Below are 16,993 nucleotides of genomic sequence, written 5' to 3'. Positions count from 1 at the left end.
GCGCTGCTCGCCAACATCGCCGAGCGAGCCGACGAGCTCAGCGCACGCTACGGCAATGTCACCAAGCCTTCCGTCGGCGCCATCCAGCGCACGCTTCTGGTGCTTGAGCAGCAGGGCGCCGCGAACTTCTTCGGCGAGCCGGCGCTGCGCATCGCCGATTTGATGCGCACCACCCGCGACGGCCGCGGCGCGATCAGTGTTCTGGCCGCCGACAAGCTGATGATGAATCCCAGGCTCTACGCCACTTTCCTGCTCTGGCTGATGTCGGAGCTGTTTGAGGAACTGCCCGAGGTCGGCGATCTCGAGCGGCCGAAGCTGGTCTTCTTCTTCGACGAGGCGCATCTTTTGTTCGAGGACGCGCCGAAGGTGCTGGTTGATCGCGTCGAGCAGGTGGTGCGGCTGATCCGCTCCAAGGGTGTCGGCGTCTATTTCGTCACCCAGAACCCGCTCGACATTCCGGAAAAGGTTTTGGCCCAGCTCGGCAACCGCGTGCAGCACGCGTTGCGCGCCTATACGCCGCGCGAGCAGCAGGCGGTGCGGACGGCGGCCGATACCTTCCGGCCCAACCCGGATTTCGACTGCGCCACCGCGATTACCCAGCTCGCCACCGGCGAGGCGCTGGTCTCGATGCTGGAGGATAAGGGCGTGCCGGCCATGGTACAGCGCACATTGATTCGCCCGCCGTCGTCGCGGCTCGGGCCGATCACACCCGACGAGCGCCGCAAGGTCCTTGCCGAGAGCCCGGTCGCCGGGCAGTACGATCAAGCGGTCGATCGCGACTCGGCCTTCGAGATACTGCAGAAGAAGACCAGGGAGGCGCAGGAAGCCGAAGCGCAGGCGCAGCAGGCGGGCACCGGCGGCTCGCGCTGGACAATTCCGGGCTTCGACGATGTGTTGGGAGGGTCGGGCCGCCGGTCCTCCAACCGTCAGACAGTGGCCGAAGCCGCGATCAAGTCGGTGGTGCGTTCGGTGGGCTCTTCCGTCGGCCGCGCGATAGTGCGCGGGATACTAGGCAGCCTGGCGCGCGGGCGGTAGCGCCCAACTGAGGCGCGGCAATCAGAGGGCAGGGCGCTTGGCTACGGCAAGGCCGATGCCCAGCGCGATCATCGCGCCGCCGGACGCCTCCCGGAGCCGACGTATCATGCCGGACCGGCCTGCCGCGCCTTCCCTGATGCGGCCGGCCGCGAATGCCACCACGACATCGGCCAGCGTGTTGAGCGTCACCGACACGAAGCCGAGCACCATGAACTGCAAGGCGACGTGGCCGGCGCCGAGATCCAGGAATTGCGGAATGAAGGCCAGGAAGAAGGCGGCCGTCTTCGGATTCAACGCCTCGACCAGCACCCCTTCGCGAAACGCGCGGCCAACGCCGACCGCAGGCGTCGGCGCGCCACCTTCCAGTTTTGTCTTTGCCTCGCGGCGGGCGGACTGGAAGGTGCGCAAGCCGAGCCAGACGAGGTAGACGGCGCCGATCAACTTCAGCGCCGTAAAGAGTTCGGCGCTCGCGAGCACGAGGGCTGAAACGCCCAGGCTTCCGGCAAGCACATGAACCATGCCGCCCAGGCCCGTCCCGAAACTGGAGGCGACGCCTTCAGCGCGGCCTCCGGCCAGGGTGCGCGCGGCGACATAGAAGATGCCCGGTCCGGGCGTGATGGCAAGCAGCAGCGCCGCGGCGAAGTACAAGGCGAATAGTGTCAGGTCCGGCATGATCGGCTCACTGGCAATTGGACTGGGTCGGATGTCAAGACGGGATCAGTTGGGCGACGTCGCGATCCGAAGGCCGGTCGCTCGCTGCTAGACCAGTGGCGACACCGGCGCGATCGGCCGCGTTGCGGTTCTGGCTCATCTTGCGCTTGCCTTGGAGCCGCGTGATCGGCATGCGCAAGCCGACAATGCCTTTGAGTTGTGCCTGGATGAAATCCGGCGGCGCATCCGATACGGACCAAGGCGAGGGGCGTCCGCCTTCGTGGAGATTGGTCAGGCGCGTGACGATCTCGAGCAGCCTGTCGGCGTCCTCGAAGAATTCGATCGGCCCATAGGCATGAACGGCCAGGTAGTTCCAAGTCGGCACTACCTTTCCGGTCTCCTGCTTGGTCTGATACCAAGCCGGCGTCACATAGGCGTCGGGCCCCATGAAGATCGCCAGGCCATCGCCCAGAACCGGTGCGCGCCACTGCGGATTTGCCTTCGCGACATGGCCGTAGATTGTTCCATGCTCGCCCTCGCTCTCGTTGAGCAAGAGCGGCAATGGCGTCGCCTGCGGTCCTTCCGCCGTGGCGGTGACCAGCGTCGCCAGCCGTGCTGCGCGGATCGTCGCCATGAGGCTCTCCCTGTTGTCATCGCGGAAGGCGGGCGGAATGTACATGGCGGAAACTCCTTGCATTGCATTTAAGGATGCAGGAAAGCTGGCTTGCTTGGAACATCCAGTTTTACAGGTTTTCGATGGTCCAGTTGGAGCAGGAAGGCGTGGCGCGCCGGATCATCGCGGCGATCAAGGCGCAAATCCACAGCGGCGTTTACCGGCCCGGCGATCGGCTGCCGTCGTCGCGGGCCTTTGCCGCCGAATGGGGCGCGTCGCGAACCACGGTGACGGCGGCCTACAACCAGCTCGACGCCGAAGGCTATCTGATCATTCGGCAGGGCGCGCGTGCCATTGTGGCTCCGGGACTGGAGAGGCCGTCAGGGGCGGCTTCCATCGCGGCTGCCTCGCCACGCAACCTATCGACGTTCGCGCGCAGGCTGCTGGCTTTGCCTCCGCCGGCGGAACAGCAGCCGGCCAAGGTTGCGGATTTCCGCTATGGCGACCTGTCCGGAGCGGACTTCCCGGTCCTGGCTTGGCGACGGGCCTCGAACAAAGCCATTCTGCGGCGCGGCGCACGGTTGCGCTATGGCGACCCACAGGGCTCGCTTGCTCTTCGCAGCGCCCTTCAAACCTATCTCTGGCGCGCACGCGGCATCAGCTGCGCGCCGGACCAGATCGCCATCGTCAACGGCTCCCAGCAAGGGCTCGACCTCTGCGCGCGGCTGCTGCTCGACTCCGGCGACCCGTTCGTGATCGAGAATCCGGGCTATCTGCTGGCCCGCCATGCCTTCACGGCCGCGGGCGGCGTCGCCGTGCCAGTTGCGGTCGACGCTGACGGGCTAAGGACGGATGCGCTGCCGCCGGCCCGTCTGGCTTACGTCACGCCATCGCACCAGTTTCCGCTCGGCGGCGTGCTTTCGGCGACGCGGCGGCATTCCCTCCTGGCCTGGGCCACGGCATCAGGCGCCTATGTCGTCGAAGACGATTACGACGGCGAATACCGCCACGACATCGCCCCCATCCCGCCTCTGCAGACGCTCGATCCAGGCTCGGTCATCTATGTCGGCACGCTGTCCAAAACACTCTCGCCCACCTTGCGGCTCGGTTATCTCGTCGTCCCCGCCGGCCTGCGTCGGGCCTTCAGCGAGGCAAAGCGCCTGACCGACCGGCATGCTCCGATGCTGGAGCAGGACGTATTGGCCGACCTGCTGACGAGCGGCGCTTACGAGCGCCACGTCCGCAGCATCCGCAGGAAAAATGCCGAACGCAGAGAGGTCCTGCTGCGGGCGCTGGCCGATCATATCGGGCCAAAGGTGACTGTTGCTGGGGCCGACACGGGCCTGCACGTCGTGGCCTGGTTGAACGGCATCGATTCTGGATGCGAGCCGGCGATCATAGCCGACGCACGTGCTGCGGGGATCGGCCTCTATCCGGTATCGCCGCTCTATGATCCGGCCGAGCCGCGGCCCGAAACGACGGGCTTCATCATGGGATATGCTGGTCTCGACGCGGAGGCGTTGCGCCGCGGCGTTGCGGTGCTGGCGGACATCCTCGCCAAGCACCGCTGACGAACGCCGGATCAAAAGATCTCGTCACTCTCCTGCGGCACCGGCCCCAGCAGGACAGAGTCGTCCGGCACGCCGTTGTCGATCGGAATGGCCCGGCGCTCGGGCATATCGGCCATCGGCTGGCCGACATCTGCTGTGACAACGACCGGCGTCTTGTTGGGCACGCGGTCATAGAGGTCGATGATGTCCTGGTTGATCAGGCGCACGCAGCCCGACGAGACCGACTTGCCGATCGACCACCATTCCGGCGACCCGTGCAGACGATAGAGCGTGTCCTGGTTGCCTTTGAAGAGGTAGAGCGCACGCGCCCCGAGCGGGTTCTTGAGTCCGCCGGGCATACCGCCGTTCTTGGCGCTGTATTCCGTCAGTTCCGGCTGGCGGGCGACCATCTCGTCCGGCGGCGTCCATTTCGGCCACTTCTGCTTCCATTGCACGACCGCATCGCCCGACCATTCGAAGCCGGCGCGGCCGAGACCGACGCCGTAGCGGATCGCCTGGCCACCCTCACGCACCAGATAGAGGAAGTGGTTGGTGGTATCGACGACGATGGTGCCCGGGCGCTGTCCGGTCGGATCGGGAACGATCTGGCGCAAATATCTGTGATCGATCTTGTTTACCGGGATGGCCGGCAGGTCGAAGCCGTTGTCGGACATCGGCCCATATATGCTGGCGTAGTCGCCGAGCGGCGGCTCCACAGAGGCCGGCGCCGGCTGCACGGCTGCCGGGCGAGGACCGGTGGTGGAGCAGGCGGAAATCGCCGAAGCAGCGCCAAGGGCCGTGAGATTGAGGAAGCCACGGCGGCTGATGCGGAAGGAAGCGTCTGACATGGTTGCCTTTTCTAGGTCTTGAATTCGCAAGAATGCATGAATCCGCTGGCCGGCGCCGACAGCTGCAATAACAGTCGGCGGTGATAGGCGGTTCCAATTCTGGCCTCAGGGTGGACAAACAATGGCCAAGCTGTGACCCCGACACATCTGTTGCGCTGCAGCAACAGCACCCTCAAACCCCTGCCAGAAGGCCTTCGAGCGAGGGCAGGATCAGCCCCGGCGGAAAATCCCGGTATTCGTCGGGCTGATTGGCGCGATTGATCCAGACGGTGCGGAAGCCGAACCTGGCGGCGCCCGCGACGTCCCAGCGGTTGGAGGACTGGAACGACACCGCCCCCGGATAGAGCCGCCAGCCAGTGACCACCATGTCGTAGACCGAAGGATCGGTCTTGAAGCGCTTGATCTCGTCGACCGAGAAGACGTCGTCCAGGATCTGGTCGAGGGCGGCCGATTTCACCGCCGCCCGCAGCATTTCCGGCGAGCCGTTGGACAGGATCGCGAGCTTCGCTCCCGCTGCTTTCAGCGCCTTCAATACCGCCGGCACTTCCGGATAGCAGTCGAGCCGCCAATACGCTTCCAGCAGCCTTGCCCTGAGCGCCGGATCGGCCGACGGCACCTTGCGCAGCGCGAAGTCCAGCGCCTGCTCGGTCAGTTGCCAGAAATCGGCATAGGCGCCCATCAGCGTCCGCACCCAGGAATATTCGAGCTGCTTGGCGCGCCAGATTTCGGAGAGAAGCTGGCCGTCCGGCCCGATCTCGCCCGCATGGCGGCGCACCGCGGCGTGCACGTCGAACAACGTGCCATAGGCGTCGAAGACATAGGCTGCATGGTGCATAGGAAGAGTTTTGCGGCGCCCGGCCCTGCCGCGCAAGCGCTGATTGCGGTTAATGCATGTCGCCCAAAAGTGGGCAGCGGTTTTCGGAAAGGATCGCATAACACAAAAACCCAACACACATGGCCCATCCCTTTCCGTGCGCCGTGCTTTAAGTGCCTCTGGCCTCAAGGATTTTTTCCGATGTCGGTTGACGCCGGCCGTCAAAGCGTCGTCCTATGGAGGCCGGAACTCATCCATACGGACGGCAAACGATGACACTGGCGGCGGCGGCGCAGTCCGCGACATGGACCTATGTGGACGGCGACTGGTACGAGGGCAATGTTGCCATTCTGGGACCGCGCAGCCACGCCATGTGGCTGGGCACCAGCGTGTTCGACGGCGCCCGCTGGTTCGAAGGCGTGGCGCCCGATCTCGATCGTCACGCCGCGCGCGTCAACGCCTCGGCGATCGCGCTCGGCCTGAAGCCTTCCATGACGACGGAGCAGATCGTCGGGCTGACATGGGACGGCCTGAAGAAATTCGACGGCAAGACCGCCGTCTATATCAGGCCGATGTACTGGGCCGAGCATGGCGGCTATATGGGCGTGCCGGCCGACCCGTCCTCGACCCGCTTCTGTCTCTGCCTTTACGAGTCACCGATGATTCCGACTTCGGGCTTTTCGATCGGCGTCTCGCCGTTCCGGCGGCCGACCATCGAGACCATGCCGACCAACGCCAAGGCCGGCTGCCTCTATCCCAACAATGGCCGCGCCATCCTCGAGGCCAAGATGCGCGGCTTCGACAACGCGCTGGTGCTCGATATGCTGGGCAATGTCGCCGAGACTGGCACCTCCAACATCTTCCTGGTCAAGGACGGCCATGTGATGACGCCCGCCGCGAACGGCACCTTCCTCTCCGGCATCACCCGCTCGCGCACGATCAACCTGCTCGGCGACTATGGTTTCAGGACCACCGAGAAGACGCTGTCGATCCGCGATTTCCTCGAGGCGGACGAGATCTTCTCGACCGGCAACCATTCGAAGGTGGTGCCGATCACGCGCATCGAGGACCGTAGCATTCAGCCTGGACCGGTCGCCAAGAAGGCGCGCGAGCTCTATTGGGATTGGGCGCATTCGACTTCCGCCGCCTGAGCGGATAAAAAGGCGTTCGGCGCTTCGTTCCGGAGTTGTCCCAACCCATTCCAGACCTATCTTAGTCCGGTAGTTTCACCGGACTTTTCGTGAGGGAGTACCATCCATGGCTTTTGAGTTGCCCGCTTTGCCCTACGACTACGAGGCCTTGCAGCCTTACATGTCGAAGGAGACGCTGGAGTATCACCACGACAAGCACCACAAAGCCTATGTCGACAACGGCAACAAGCTGGCCGCCGAGGCCGGAATGGGCGACCTGTCGGTCGAAGAGGTCGTGAAACAGTCCTTCGGCAAGAATGCCGGGCTCTTCAACAATGCCGCCCAGCACTACAACCATATCCATTTCTGGAAATGGATGAAGAAGGGCGGCGGCGGCAACAAGCTGCCGGGCGCGCTGCAGAAGGCCGTCGATGCCGATCTCGGCGGCTACGACAAGTTCAAGGCGGACTTCGTCGCCGCCGGCACGACCCAGTTCGGCTCCGGCTGGGCATGGCTTTCGGTCAAGGACGGCAAGCTCGCGATCTCGAAGACCCCCAATGGCGAGAACCCGCTGGTTCATGGCGCTTCGCCGATCCTCGGCGTCGACGTGTGGGAGCACTCCTATTACATCGACTACCGCAACGCGCGGCCGAAATATCTCGAAGCCTTCGTCGACAGCCTGATCAACTGGGATTATGTCCTGGAACTCTACGAGAAGGCGAAAGCTTGATCGACCCTTCCGAAAAGCCCCGGCATGACCGGGGCTTTTCTTTTGCCGGCGCAGGAGGGCAATTCCAGTCAAGAAAATCGTTGTGGCGCGGAGGGAATAATTCCACTGCATCGCCCGTTAACGTCTAGTCGCGAACTCTCTTCACCATGGAGCCAATTGAATGAGAAAGCTTGTCATCGCCATCTCTTTGCTCGCTTTTGCCGGCTCGGCCGCTTATGCCGACCCGATCAAGGATCGCCAGGCCCTGATGAAGGAACGCGGCAAGCTCGCCGGCCAGTTGTCCAAGGTCGTCAAAGGCGAGGAGGCTTTCGACGCCGCCGCTGTGCTGACGGCGCTAAAGGCGCTGGAGGCGAACGCCGAAAAATTCGATGCCGAGAAACTTTTCCCGGCCGGCAGCGACAAGGGCGACACCACGGCGGCGCCGAAGATCTGGGAAGACATGCCAGGCTTCAAGGCGGCCGGGGACAAGTTCCTGGCCGACGTCAAGGCGGCAGTGGCTTCGCCGCCGGCCGATGTCGATGCGCTCAAGGCGCAGCTCAACACCATCGGCGGCGACTGCGGCACCTGTCATGAGACCTACAGGATCAAGAAGGGCTGATCGCCTGATATGGCGTGGCTGATGAAGCTCGTCGGCGCTGTCATCGTGCTGGGCGGCGCCGGCGCGGTCGCCGGCTGGGCGTTGTCAGCGCCCGTCAGGCTTGATGCCGCGACGGTCGCGCAGCTTGGCCCCGGTGATGCTGCGAAAGGCAAGCGCATCTTCTTTGCTGGCGGCTGCACATCCTGCCACGCCAAACCGGGATCCAAGGGTGATGCCCGCCTGGAGCTTGCCGGCGGGCTGGAGCTGAAGACGCCGTTCGGCACCTTCGTACCGCCCAACATCTCGCAGGATCAAAAGGACGGCATCGGCGCCTGGAGCGAGGAGGACTTCGCCAATGCGATGCTGAAAGGCGTTTCGCCCTCCGGCGAGCATTTTTATCCGGCCTTCCCTTATGCCTCTTATGCTCGCATGAAGCCGGCCGATATCGCCGACCTCTATGCTTTTATGAAGACGCTGCCGGCGGTCGCCGGCAAGGCGCCCGGCCACAAACTCTCCTTCCCCTTCAACATCCGTCGCGGCATTGGTCTTTGGAAGCGGCTCTATGTCAGCCCTGAACCGGTCATTGCCTTGCCCGGGGGCGCGCCCGACAAGGTGCTGGCCGGCCGCTATCTGGTCGAGGGCCCCGGGCATTGCGGCGAATGCCACACGCCGCGCGACTTTGCCGGCGGCGTCAAGAAGGCCGAATGGCTGGCGGGAGCCGTGGCCGCCGAGGGCTCGGGCGTGGTGCCCAATATCACCCCGCAGGGCGGCACGAAGGACTGGTCGGAGGCCGACATCGCCAACTATCTCGAAACCGGCTTCACGCCGGATTTCGATTCCGTCGGCGGTGCCATGGTCGACGTGCAGCGCAACATAGCTCAGTTGACGGCCGATGACCGCGCCGCGATCGCGGCCTATCTGAAGGCCGTCCCGCCGCATCCCAACAGCTATCCGGCGCGCAAGCCGGCGAGCTGACCGATGCATATCGGCTGCGCGACACCATCGATGCGATCTGCCTGTGATGTCTCAAGTCCATATTAGTTGACTTTAATAGTCATGTATCATACGCGCTTCGGCCAGTTTCCAGGCGAACCGAAGCCTTGCCCATGCACTCTCTCGACCTTGTGTCTGAATTCGCCCGTGGCGAGCAGCGCGCAGCACTTCTCTTCGCCGACGGGCGCAGCCTGTCTTATGCGGAGCTTGACGACCTTGCGCAGCACTTCGCCACACGGCTGGGGGATGAGGGAAAGCAGCTCGTCGCTATCTCAGCGGAACCCTCCGAGCATGCGGTCGTCGCCTATCTTGGAGCCCTGCGGGCGGGTCATGCGGTGGCCATGCTGCCGCCTTGCGACAAAAGGGTCTGGGACGACTTCCTGGCGGCCTTCCAGCCGGATTTCACCTATCGCCGAGCCGATGGCCGCTGGCGTCTCGTGAAGGAAGCTTGGCCCGCGAGGGACATTGAGCCGCTGCATCCCGATCTCGCGCTGCTGCTGATGACGTCCGGCAGCTCGGGCGCCGCCAAGGCGGTCAGGCTCTCCTATGCCAATCTCGAAGCCAATGCGCGCGCGATAACGACCTATCTCGAACTCTCGTCCGCCGACCGGGCCGCTCTCATGCTGCCGCTGCATTATTCCTACGGACTGTCGGTTCTCAATTCGCATCTGATTGCCGGCGGCAGCATCCTCTTCCCCGGTGTTTCCGCCATGGACGGCGATTTCCTCCAGATAATCGCCGACGGTGGCTGCACCAATCTGTCCGGCGTCCCGTATTCCTACGAACTCCTGGAACGGATGCGTTTCCGCGACGCTAAGCTCAAGGGTTTGCGCATGATGACGGTGGCGGGTGGACAGCTCAGCCCCGACGTCATCCGCCTGTACAGGGATCATTTGCGCGCCGTGGGCGGGCGTTTCTTCGTCATGTATGGTCAAACCGAGGCGACGGCGCGTATCGCTTTCGTGCCGCCGGAGAGCCTGTCCGACCGGGAGGAGCGGATCGGCGTCGCGATCCCAGGCGGCAGCCTCGGCCTTGTCGACGACAAGGGGGAGCCGGTCAGCCGCTCGGGCATCCCGGGAGAACTTGTCTATCACGGCCCGAACGTCATGATGGGTTACGCCGAGCAGCGTTGTGATCTGGCGCGCGGGGCTGAGGTCGAGACACTGAACACCGGCGATATTGCCGTCCAGGACGAGCAAGGTTTCTTCCGCATCGTCGGGCGCAAGAGCCGCTTTTCCAAGATTGCCGGCCTCAGGATCGGCTTCGATATCATGGAGCAGGCGCTAGAGCGGGCGGGCATTGCGGCCGCGGTGCTCGGCGACGATCGAGGCCTAGAAGCCTATGTGACCGGCCCCGGCTCGGCAGGCAGGGCACAGCGTATCCTGGCCGAAGTCAGCCGCTTGCCCGCCAATCTGGTTCGAGTTTCGACGCGTGTCGACCTTCCCAGGCTAGCCTCGGGCAAGATCGACTATGGCTGCCTGCAGCGCGAGATGTTGCTGGGACGGGCCGAAATCCGCTCCGAACGTGGCGGCGTGCCTGGAGCCTATGCCCGCGTGTTCTATCCGCTTCCGGTCGGCCGCGCTGACAGCTTTGTCTCCCTCGGCGGAGATTCTCTTCGCTTTTTGCAATTGGCTCTGGAACTCGAACGGCTCGGCTTGGAACTGCCGCACGGCTGGGAACGACTAAGCGTTGGAGACCTGACAAATCTTTATTCGGCGAAACGGTCTTTCATGCGGGACCAGGCAAACGAGACGCCTGTCGATATCGTGCTGAGGGCCTTCGCCATCCTGCTGGTGGTCGTGCATCACGAGACGCTGTGGCCTATCCCGGGCGGCTCCGGCATCATGATGCTGCTTGTCGGCTACAGCCTTGCGCGTTTTCAGTCGGTCCATTTGCTTGCCGGTCGGATCCGGCACGCGCTGAAACCTGCGATTAGCGTCCTGATCCCTTATTTTCTCATAGTCGCCGCTTACTCCCTCGCCTGGCAGGCGATCCCTTGGGCCTCGATGACCCTTACCGGCAACTTCGGCTATGCCGAACCGGAACGTCACGAGATGATCCCGTATCTCTACTGGTTCATCGAGGCCTATGCGCAGACGCTGTTGGTCTTCGCCCTCGCCTTTGCCGTTCCGGTTCTACGCAAGCTCGCCCAGGCTCGACCCTTTGCCTTCTCGATCGGACTATTGGCGTTTGCCGCCGCTGCGCGCTTTGCAGTCCCATTGTTCGTGGACTTAGGCAGCCGCCAGATCTTCGCGATCTACTGGGTCTTCCACCTTGCGGTCTTCGGCTGGTGCGCCGGTTTGGCCGACACTCCCGCCAGAAAACTCCTCGTGACCGCATTTGCCACTGCCGTATTGGGGTATCTAGCCTTTTGGGAGTCGGTCTGGCTGGGGACGACGGTCAAGTATTTGACGATCTTCGCGGCGCTCTCGGCTCTTCTTTACCTGCCGCGTGTTCGCCTGCCTGCTGGGGTGGGGCGGGCGGTTACGCAGGTCGCCGTCGCGGCTTTCCCGATCTACTTGGTCCATCGCTTCGTCCCGGAGCTTTTGATGGCACCTGTCGCAGGCTGGCTCCCGGCTCCAGGCTTCCAACTGCTTGCGATCGCCGGCGGCGTCGCTTTAGGCGTCATCGCCGGCAAAGCCTTGGTCGCCATCCGACACCTGCGCGGCAGATTGGCCATGGAGCGCTTGCCGGAATTGCTCTCGGCGTGAGACGCTTCGACCGCGGTCGCTCCCACTACGCGTGGCGGTCGCCCAAAAAATCGAAGCCGTTTTCGAAGAAGTGGTTGTAGTCGCAGGTCAGTTCCTCGCCGGGCGCGATGTCGCGCAGCGCGTAGGTTTCCTCCGGCGAGGAGACGTCGCAGTTCGGCTCGTCGGCATGGTTCATGTAGCGCGCATCGTCCGCCTCGAAGACGATATAATTCCGGTCGCGCCTGTCCGGATAGGAGTACCGATCGAGGTAGGACTTCACCGGGCCGCTTTCGTTCTCATAAGTGTCGACCGAAATGCGGCGGTCGAATCTTGGATCGAGCTTCCAGATCAACGTGCCCTTTGGAATGCGGTGTTTGGCGAAGACACCGATGCCCTGGATGGGCGATTTGTCGAGATAGACGTCGACGAGCAGCATGACGAACCCTGCGAATGACGGATGGCGCGGCCCGAACCGGCCGCGACCAAAAACGAGGCGCATTGCGTAGCGCGAGGTGCTCGCGATTGCGAGGGAAAAATCAGGCCTTGCCGGTCACTTTGAACGCAAAGGCGTAGATATACGCGATCTCCTCCAGGCGCGAGAACCGGCCCGAGGCGCCGGCATGGCCGGACTCCATGTTGATCTTGAACAGCACCGGATTGTCGCCCGCCTTGCGGTCGCGCAGCCGCGCCACCCATTTGGCCGGCTCCCAATAGGTGACGCGTGGGTCGGTCAGACCTGCCAGCGCCAGGATCGGCGGATAGTCGAGCGCCGCGACATTGTCGTAGGGCGAATAGGCCGCGATCGTCCCGTAGTCCTCGGCCGAGGCGATCGGATTGCCCCATTCGGGCCATTCTGGCGGCGTCAGCGGCAGGCTGGCGTCGAGCATGGTGGTGAGCACGTCGACGAACGGCACCTCGGCGACGATGCCGCCGAAGCTTTCGGGTGCCATGTTGGCGATCGCCCCCATCAGCATGCCGCCGGCCGAGCCGCCCTGCGCGACGATGCGATCGTGCGACGTGTAGCGCTCGGCCACGAGATGGCGCGCTGAGGCGATGAAATCGGTGAAGGTGTTCATCTTGTGCCGACGCTTGCCGTCGTCATACCAGCCGTAGCCCTTGTCCTTGCCGCCGCGCACATGGGCAATGGCGTAGACGAAGCCGCGGTCGACCAGCGACAGGCAATTGGTGTTGAATGCGGCGGGAACCGTGATGCCATAGGAGCCGTAGCCGTAGAGCAGGCAGGGCGCCGAGCCATCAAGCGGCGTGTCGCGATGGTGGATCAGCGAGATCGGCACCAGCTCGCCGTCGGCAGCCGGCGCCATCAGCCGGCGCGTGACATAATGCTCCGGATCGTGGCCCGATGGCACCTCCTGCGTCTTCAAGAGAACGCGCTCGCGGCTGCGCATGTTGTAGTCGAACACCTGTGCCGGTGTCGTCATCGACGAATAGGTGAAGCGCATGACTTCGGTGTCGTATTCGTAGGAGCCGGAAAGGCCGAGCGAGAAGGCCTCCTCGTCGAAGGAAATGAGGTGCTCCTCGCCGTTTGCCCGATCGCGCACCACGATGCGCGGCAGGCCCTCCTTGCGTTCCAGCCTGACCATGTGGTGCCTGAAGCCGAGCACCGACAGGATCAGCCGGCCGGGCTCGTGCGGCACCAGTTCCTTCCAGTTGGCCTGCACCGGATCTTCGACCGGCGCGGTCATGATCTTGAAGTCCTTGGCGCCGTCGGCATTGGTGAGGATGAAAAAGACGTCACCACCTTCCTCCAGGTCATATTGCAGGCCGGTCTCGCGCGCCGCCACCAGCTTCGGCTCGGCGAACGGCTCGTCGGCGCGCAGAAGCCGGTATTCGGAGGTTTCATGATCGTTGATGCCGATCATGATCCAGTCGTTGGAACGCGTGCCACTGACGTCCATGAAGAAGCCGGCATCCGTCTCTTCGTAAATCAGCCGATCGTTCTCCGGATTGTCGCCAAGCGCGTGGAAGAACACTTTTGACGGGCGGTGGCTGTCGTCGAGGCGGGTGTAGAAAAAGCCGTCGTCTCCGGCATTCCACACGCCGCCGCCACCTGTATCCGGAATCTGATCGGTGAGTTCCTTTCCGCTGGCAATGTCTCGCACGCGCAGCGCGAAGAACTCCGAGCCCTTGTCGTCGAAAGCCCAGAGCAGCTTACGATGGTCAGCCGAATGGTCGAATCCGCCAAGACGGAAATAGGGCTTGCCTTCGGCTTCCGCATCGCCGTCGAGCAGGATCTCCTCAATGCCGCCATCACGCGGCGTGCGGAAGTAGCGCGGTTGCTCGCCGCCGAGCTTGAACGACGAGCCATAGGCGTAGGGACCGTCCTTCATCGGCACGGTGGAGTCGTCCTCCTTGATGCGCCCCTTCATCTCGGCGAACAGCTTGCGGCGCAGCTCGGCCGTGTCGGCCATCAGCGTTGCCTGGTAGGCATTCTCGGCCTCGAGATGAGCGCGGATCGCGCCGTCGAGCAGTGCAGGGTCCCTGAACATCGCCTGCCAGTTGGCGGCCCGCATCCAGGCGTAGTCGTCGGTGCGGGTGATGCCGTGATGAACGTCGAAGATGGGGCGTTTCTCGGGCCGCGGCGGGATGGCGGTCGGGAAGACGGAGGTTCTGGTCATTGCGTCTCGCTGTGGAATTGCCTGAAATTTGCTTGAATGGCGAATGAACGCGTCGCTCAGCAGCGGTTCAAAGGGCGGGGTTCAAGGTGGTCTACACAAAGTAAGTCGAAAGGGGAAAAGATGAAATCCTATGTTCGAGCCGCCGTGGCTTTCGCTGTCGCTTCGGCGGTCCTGGCCTTTTCCGGCCAGTCTCATGCAACCGTATTCGCGGCCTGGCAAGTGGCTGGCGTGCCGTTCGGCGACACGCTCAACGCGCGCAAGTATCCGTCCAACACATCGCAAAGACAGGCGGCCTATCCGAATGGCACCGTCTTGCAGATGACCGGCCGTTGCACGGGCGGGATAGATCTGCTCGACATTGCCGGCCAACCGCACTGGAAGCAGCGGCAGGCGATCCGCTACCGCTGGTGCGAGGTCTGGCACGATCCGGCGCAGAACGGTCATTTTGTTACCAGCTGGGTCTACGGCAAGTACATCAAACCCCACTGAGAGGTTCGTCGAGGCGACTTGGCTGTTCGACGCGAGGATGAATGTCCGCGCCATGATCCATAGGATTCTTCGCTCACCGGGCGGCCAAACATTAGTTTAGCCAAGCATAAAGAACCTGTTTTGACGCGACCAGAGGTGTAAAAGCGTGCTTGGCGCCACGTCAGGCTGCACTGGTCCGGCCAGAAAAATCTCGCTAAGTTACACGGCACACGAATTTTTGAAGCTGAATCGGCAATATTTGATGAATATCGCCGAATATAATTCAGTAGGTGAATTGACTTACTTGCAGCACAGGGTCATTAAGATGACGCGACGCGAATCGCAGGGCTTGCCTGCATGAATTTCGCGCGATGCCCGATCCAGAAAAAGGGCGCAGTCTAGAAAACAAACTCTCGTTGGGGCCTGAGCACAATGGATATCGTCGAAACACCTTCAAGGAATGGGGACGCGCTAATCGAGCTGACTGCCGATGTCGTCGCGGCCTATGTCAGCAACAACCCGGTGCCGGTCGGCGAACTGCCGAACCTAATTGCCGACGTTCATGCCGCGCTCGGCCGCGTCGGCGGCACGACGGAGCAGCCTTCGGCCGAGAAGCAGAAGCCGGCCGTCAACCCGAAGCGCTCCGTCCATGACGACTACATCGTCTGTCTCGAAGACGGCAAGAAGTTCAAGTCGCTGAAGCGCCACCTTATGACACATTACAATCTCACCCCGGAAGAATACCGCGAGAAGTGGGGCCTGGACGCCAACTATCCGATGGTTGCTCCCAACTACGCAGCCGCCCGTTCGCAGTTGGCCAAGAAGATGGGCCTCGGCCGCAAGCCCAAGGGTCGCCGGTAGCAGCTTCCGCAAGTCGGCAAAAGCGACGGCGCCCGCGGGGCGCCGTTTTGCTTTTGAGGTATTTCAGGGATGTCTTGCTGCGAACGGGTGAACCCGCCGCAGTGCGGCTTGTTGCCGGGCTTGGGGCAGAGTCAGGCGGTTTGCTTCAAGGCGGCTTCGGCGTCGCGCTTGATGCGCTTGACCATCGAGCGAAGGCCGTTGGCGCGCTGCGGCGACAGATGCTCGTCGAGGCCGAGCTCTTTCAGCGTCACTCCCGCATCGGTGTTCTGGATTTCACTGGCCGGCCGGCCCGAGAACAGCGCCAGCATGATGGCGACAAGGCCGCGCACGATGTGGGCGTCGGAATCGCCGCGAAAGCTGACCACCGGATCGACGCCTTCTCCCTGCTCGGTGGTCAGCCACACCTGGCTGACGCAGCCCGGCACCTTGTTGGCCGGTGTGCGTTCCGCCTCGGGAAACGGAGGCAGCGCCTCGCCCAGCTCGATCACATAGCGGTAGCGGTCCTCCCACTCGTCGAGCAGGGAGAAATCGTCGCGGATCGTTTCGATCGAGGTCGTCATTGCCCGCATATAGTGACCCGGCGCCGCCACGTCACGGAAAAAGAAAGACGCCGCGGGCGTCGAGAGGTCGGGCGGGCCCGCGGCGTTAGAGCATTTCCAGAAAAAGCAATCTCAGTTCTTCGCCGTCAGCATCGCCGGAATGTTGACCTTGGCGGGCAGCACGATGTCCTCGGCGACGCTGCCGGTGGTCTCGCCAGACGTCTGCGCTGCCTTGGCAGCGGGCGCGGTCGTCTTTTCCGACTGCTGGTCATCAAGCATGGCGGCGGCGATCTTGGCTGTCTCCTTGGCGCGCACGGTGATGGTGTGCATGGCCGATTTGCCGGTCTCGCAAACATCCGGCTTGCGCTCGCAGATGCCGGCAATGTCGCCGACCGCCTCGCGCGCCGCAAACAGCGCCTGGATCGGCCCGACTGCCTCGCGGCCATCCTCGTCGGGGCCGACGCTGAGCGGCAGCGCCAAGAGCACCAGCGAAAACCAGAAAGCCATCCTGATCAGAAAGCCCATCTCGATGCCTCGTCGTGATCGGATCATGCATCCATCGGCATGACCTCTTTTTATGGGACATGACAATGGCACGAAGGCGCGAAGCGTGGCTTGCGCCGAAGCCGCGAATTTTCTTCAAATTTTAGATGAATTGGAAAGGATTGGTTTTCGCTATTGATCTAACTCAAATCTGATCCACTGTATTAACTTTGAAATAGCCATCTATGCGGCTGTTTCAAAAGAAAAATTCTGGAAAGGGCGAGCATCGGCACTGGGTTTTCAGGAAGCCAGGCGAGCCGCGTTGTGGCTAACGCTCCATTTACCATGGCGGCAGATCGACGGGCTTTGGGGTGC

17 protein-coding genes are annotated in these 16,993 nt (G+C 63.0%); 9 read left to right on the top strand and 8 right to left on the bottom strand.

All coding sequences use genetic code 11. The features are described 5' to 3' along the window. Positions 1-1,035, top strand: a 1,035-nt coding sequence (locus EOA49_RS10410; protein ID WP_127243139.1) for a helicase HerA-like domain-containing protein, incomplete at its 5' end; no start/stop codon positions are given. Positions 1,036-1,056: 21 nt separating this feature from the next. Here EOA49_RS10410 and EOA49_RS10405 read toward each other — a convergent pair. Continuing rightward, positions 1,057-1,707 (bottom strand): LysE family translocator, encoded by a 651-nt coding sequence (locus EOA49_RS10405; protein WP_127241929.1) that lies wholly within the window; start codon positions 1,705-1,707, stop codon positions 1,057-1,059. Positions 1,708-1,741: 34 nt separating this feature from the next. Further along, positions 1,742-2,365, bottom strand: coding sequence for an FMN-binding negative transcriptional regulator (locus tag EOA49_RS10400; RefSeq protein WP_127241930.1), 624 nt, complete (start codon positions 2,363-2,365; stop codon positions 1,742-1,744). A gap of 29 nt (positions 2,366-2,394) precedes the next feature. Here EOA49_RS10400 and EOA49_RS10395 point away from each other — a divergent pair, with 29 nt between their 5' ends. Then, entirely contained in the window at positions 2,395-3,870 is a 1,476-nt protein-coding gene (locus EOA49_RS10395) for a PLP-dependent aminotransferase family protein (protein WP_348626868.1), read from the top strand. A gap of 11 nt (positions 3,871-3,881) precedes the next feature. On the opposite strand, the gene EOA49_RS10390 is transcribed toward EOA49_RS10395, so the two are convergent. Together EOA49_RS10390 and EOA49_RS10385 are read right to left on the bottom strand one after the other, a co-directional pair. Further along, positions 3,882-4,697 carry a L,D-transpeptidase gene (locus EOA49_RS10390; RefSeq protein WP_127241931.1) on the bottom strand — a complete coding sequence of 272 codons (816 nt, stop codon included), beginning with the start codon at positions 4,695-4,697 and terminating at the stop codon, positions 3,882-3,884. 172 nt (positions 4,698-4,869) lie between these two features. Beyond that, positions 4,870-5,532, bottom strand: coding sequence for a haloacid dehalogenase type II (locus EOA49_RS10385; RefSeq protein ID WP_067320889.1), 663 nt, complete (start codon positions 5,530-5,532; stop codon positions 4,870-4,872). A gap of 251 nt (positions 5,533-5,783) precedes the next feature. On the opposite strand from EOA49_RS10385, the gene EOA49_RS10380 reads away from it, so the two are divergent. From EOA49_RS10380 to EOA49_RS10360, 5 genes are all read left to right on the top strand, one after another. Continuing rightward, positions 5,784-6,662 (top strand): branched-chain amino acid aminotransferase, encoded by an 879-nt coding sequence (locus EOA49_RS10380; protein WP_127241347.1) that lies wholly within the window; start codon positions 5,784-5,786, stop codon positions 6,660-6,662. Positions 6,663-6,768: 106 nt separating this feature from the next. Further along, positions 6,769-7,371 (top strand): superoxide dismutase, encoded by a 603-nt coding sequence (locus tag EOA49_RS10375; RefSeq protein ID WP_066997682.1) that lies wholly within the window; start codon positions 6,769-6,771, stop codon positions 7,369-7,371. A 160-nt stretch (positions 7,372-7,531) separates the two neighbouring features. Further along, a complete protein-coding gene (locus EOA49_RS10370; protein WP_067320896.1) occupies positions 7,532-7,969 on the top strand; it encodes a cytochrome c in 438 nt (145 codons plus the stop codon). A 9-nt stretch (positions 7,970-7,978) separates the two neighbouring features. Next, positions 7,979-8,923, top strand: coding sequence for a cytochrome c (locus EOA49_RS10365; protein ID WP_127241346.1), 945 nt, complete (start codon positions 7,979-7,981; stop codon positions 8,921-8,923). A 131-nt stretch (positions 8,924-9,054) separates the two neighbouring features. Continuing rightward, complete coding sequence (locus EOA49_RS10360) at positions 9,055-11,652, top strand: AMP-binding protein (RefSeq protein WP_127241345.1); 2,598 nt, start codon at positions 9,055-9,057, stop codon at positions 11,650-11,652. Between the two features lie 25 nt (positions 11,653-11,677). On the opposite strand, the gene EOA49_RS10355 is transcribed toward EOA49_RS10360, so the two are convergent. Together EOA49_RS10355 and EOA49_RS10350 are read right to left on the bottom strand one after the other, a co-directional pair. Further along, the gene (locus EOA49_RS10355) at positions 11,678-12,067 is read right to left on the bottom strand and encodes an SET domain-containing protein-lysine N-methyltransferase (protein WP_066998147.1); all 390 of its coding nucleotides are present in this window, start codon (positions 12,065-12,067) and stop codon (positions 11,678-11,680) included. Between the two features lie 100 nt (positions 12,068-12,167). After that, complete coding sequence (locus EOA49_RS10350; RefSeq protein ID WP_127241344.1) at positions 12,168-14,267, bottom strand: S9 family peptidase; 2,100 nt, start codon at positions 14,265-14,267, stop codon at positions 12,168-12,170. A 120-nt stretch (positions 14,268-14,387) separates the two neighbouring features. Between EOA49_RS10350 and EOA49_RS10345 the strand changes: the two genes are divergently transcribed. Further along, complete coding sequence (locus tag EOA49_RS10345) at positions 14,388-14,756, top strand: hypothetical protein (protein ID WP_067320909.1); 369 nt, start codon at positions 14,388-14,390, stop codon at positions 14,754-14,756. 411 nt (positions 14,757-15,167) lie between these two features. Next, the gene (locus EOA49_RS10340) at positions 15,168-15,596 is read left to right on the top strand and encodes a MucR family transcriptional regulator (RefSeq protein ID WP_067320912.1); all 429 of its coding nucleotides are present in this window, start codon (positions 15,168-15,170) and stop codon (positions 15,594-15,596) included. Positions 15,597-15,727: 131 nt separating this feature from the next. On the opposite strand, the gene EOA49_RS10335 is transcribed toward EOA49_RS10340, so the two are convergent. Together EOA49_RS10335 and EOA49_RS10330 are read right to left on the bottom strand one after the other, a co-directional pair. Beyond that, on the bottom strand, positions 15,728-16,156 hold the full coding sequence (locus EOA49_RS10335) for a SufE family protein (RefSeq protein WP_127243141.1): 429 nt from the start codon (positions 16,154-16,156) through the stop codon (positions 15,728-15,730). 111 nt (positions 16,157-16,267) lie between these two features. Continuing rightward, positions 16,268-16,660, bottom strand: a complete 393-nt coding sequence (locus tag EOA49_RS10330) for a DUF5330 domain-containing protein (RefSeq protein WP_127243140.1) — start codon at positions 16,658-16,660, stop codon at positions 16,268-16,270. Between the last annotated feature and the right edge of the window lie 333 nt (positions 16,661-16,993).

Origin of the sequence: Mesorhizobium sp. M1A.F.Ca.IN.020.04.1.1 (assembly GCF_003997315.1) — a bacterium.
In the GTDB taxonomy this organism is placed as follows: domain Bacteria; phylum Pseudomonadota; class Alphaproteobacteria; order Rhizobiales; family Rhizobiaceae; genus Mesorhizobium.
Note: the sequence above shows the minus strand (reverse complement) of the source record. Positions and strands in the feature narration are given on the sequence as shown.

Bases quoted from the DNA above. Each gene is read 5' to 3' on its own strand.
- EOA49_RS10405 (WP_127241929.1), bottom strand. From the start codon at position 1,707: ATGCCGGACCTGACACTATTCGCCTTGTACTTCGCCGCGGCGCTGCTG.
- EOA49_RS10400 (WP_127241930.1), bottom strand. From the start codon at position 2,365: ATGTACATTCCGCCCGCCTTCCGCGATGACAACAGGGAGAGCCTCATG.
- EOA49_RS10395 (WP_348626868.1), top strand. From the start codon at position 2,395: ATGCAGGAAAGCTGGCTTGCTTGGAACATCCAGTTTTACAGGTTTTCG.
- EOA49_RS10390 (WP_127241931.1), bottom strand. From the start codon at position 4,697: ATGTCAGACGCTTCCTTCCGCATCAGCCGCCGTGGCTTCCTCAATCTC.
- EOA49_RS10385 (WP_067320889.1), bottom strand. From the start codon at position 5,532: ATGCACCATGCAGCCTATGTCTTCGACGCCTATGGCACGTTGTTCGAC.
- EOA49_RS10380 (WP_127241347.1), top strand. From the start codon at position 5,784: ATGACACTGGCGGCGGCGGCGCAGTCCGCGACATGGACCTATGTGGAC.
- EOA49_RS10375 (WP_066997682.1), top strand. From the start codon at position 6,769: ATGGCTTTTGAGTTGCCCGCTTTGCCCTACGACTACGAGGCCTTGCAG.
- EOA49_RS10370 (WP_067320896.1), top strand. From the start codon at position 7,532: ATGAGAAAGCTTGTCATCGCCATCTCTTTGCTCGCTTTTGCCGGCTCG.
- EOA49_RS10365 (WP_127241346.1), top strand. From the start codon at position 7,979: ATGGCGTGGCTGATGAAGCTCGTCGGCGCTGTCATCGTGCTGGGCGGC.
- EOA49_RS10360 (WP_127241345.1), top strand. From the start codon at position 9,055: ATGCACTCTCTCGACCTTGTGTCTGAATTCGCCCGTGGCGAGCAGCGC.
- EOA49_RS10355 (WP_066998147.1), bottom strand. From the start codon at position 12,067: ATGCTGCTCGTCGACGTCTATCTCGACAAATCGCCCATCCAGGGCATC.
- EOA49_RS10350 (WP_127241344.1), bottom strand. From the start codon at position 14,267: ATGACCAGAACCTCCGTCTTCCCGACCGCCATCCCGCCGCGGCCCGAG.
- EOA49_RS10345 (WP_067320909.1), top strand. From the start codon at position 14,388: ATGAAATCCTATGTTCGAGCCGCCGTGGCTTTCGCTGTCGCTTCGGCG.
- EOA49_RS10340 (WP_067320912.1), top strand. From the start codon at position 15,168: ATGGATATCGTCGAAACACCTTCAAGGAATGGGGACGCGCTAATCGAG.
- EOA49_RS10335 (WP_127243141.1), bottom strand. From the start codon at position 16,156: ATGACGACCTCGATCGAAACGATCCGCGACGATTTCTCCCTGCTCGAC.
- EOA49_RS10330 (WP_127243140.1), bottom strand. From the start codon at position 16,660: ATGGGCTTTCTGATCAGGATGGCTTTCTGGTTTTCGCTGGTGCTCTTG.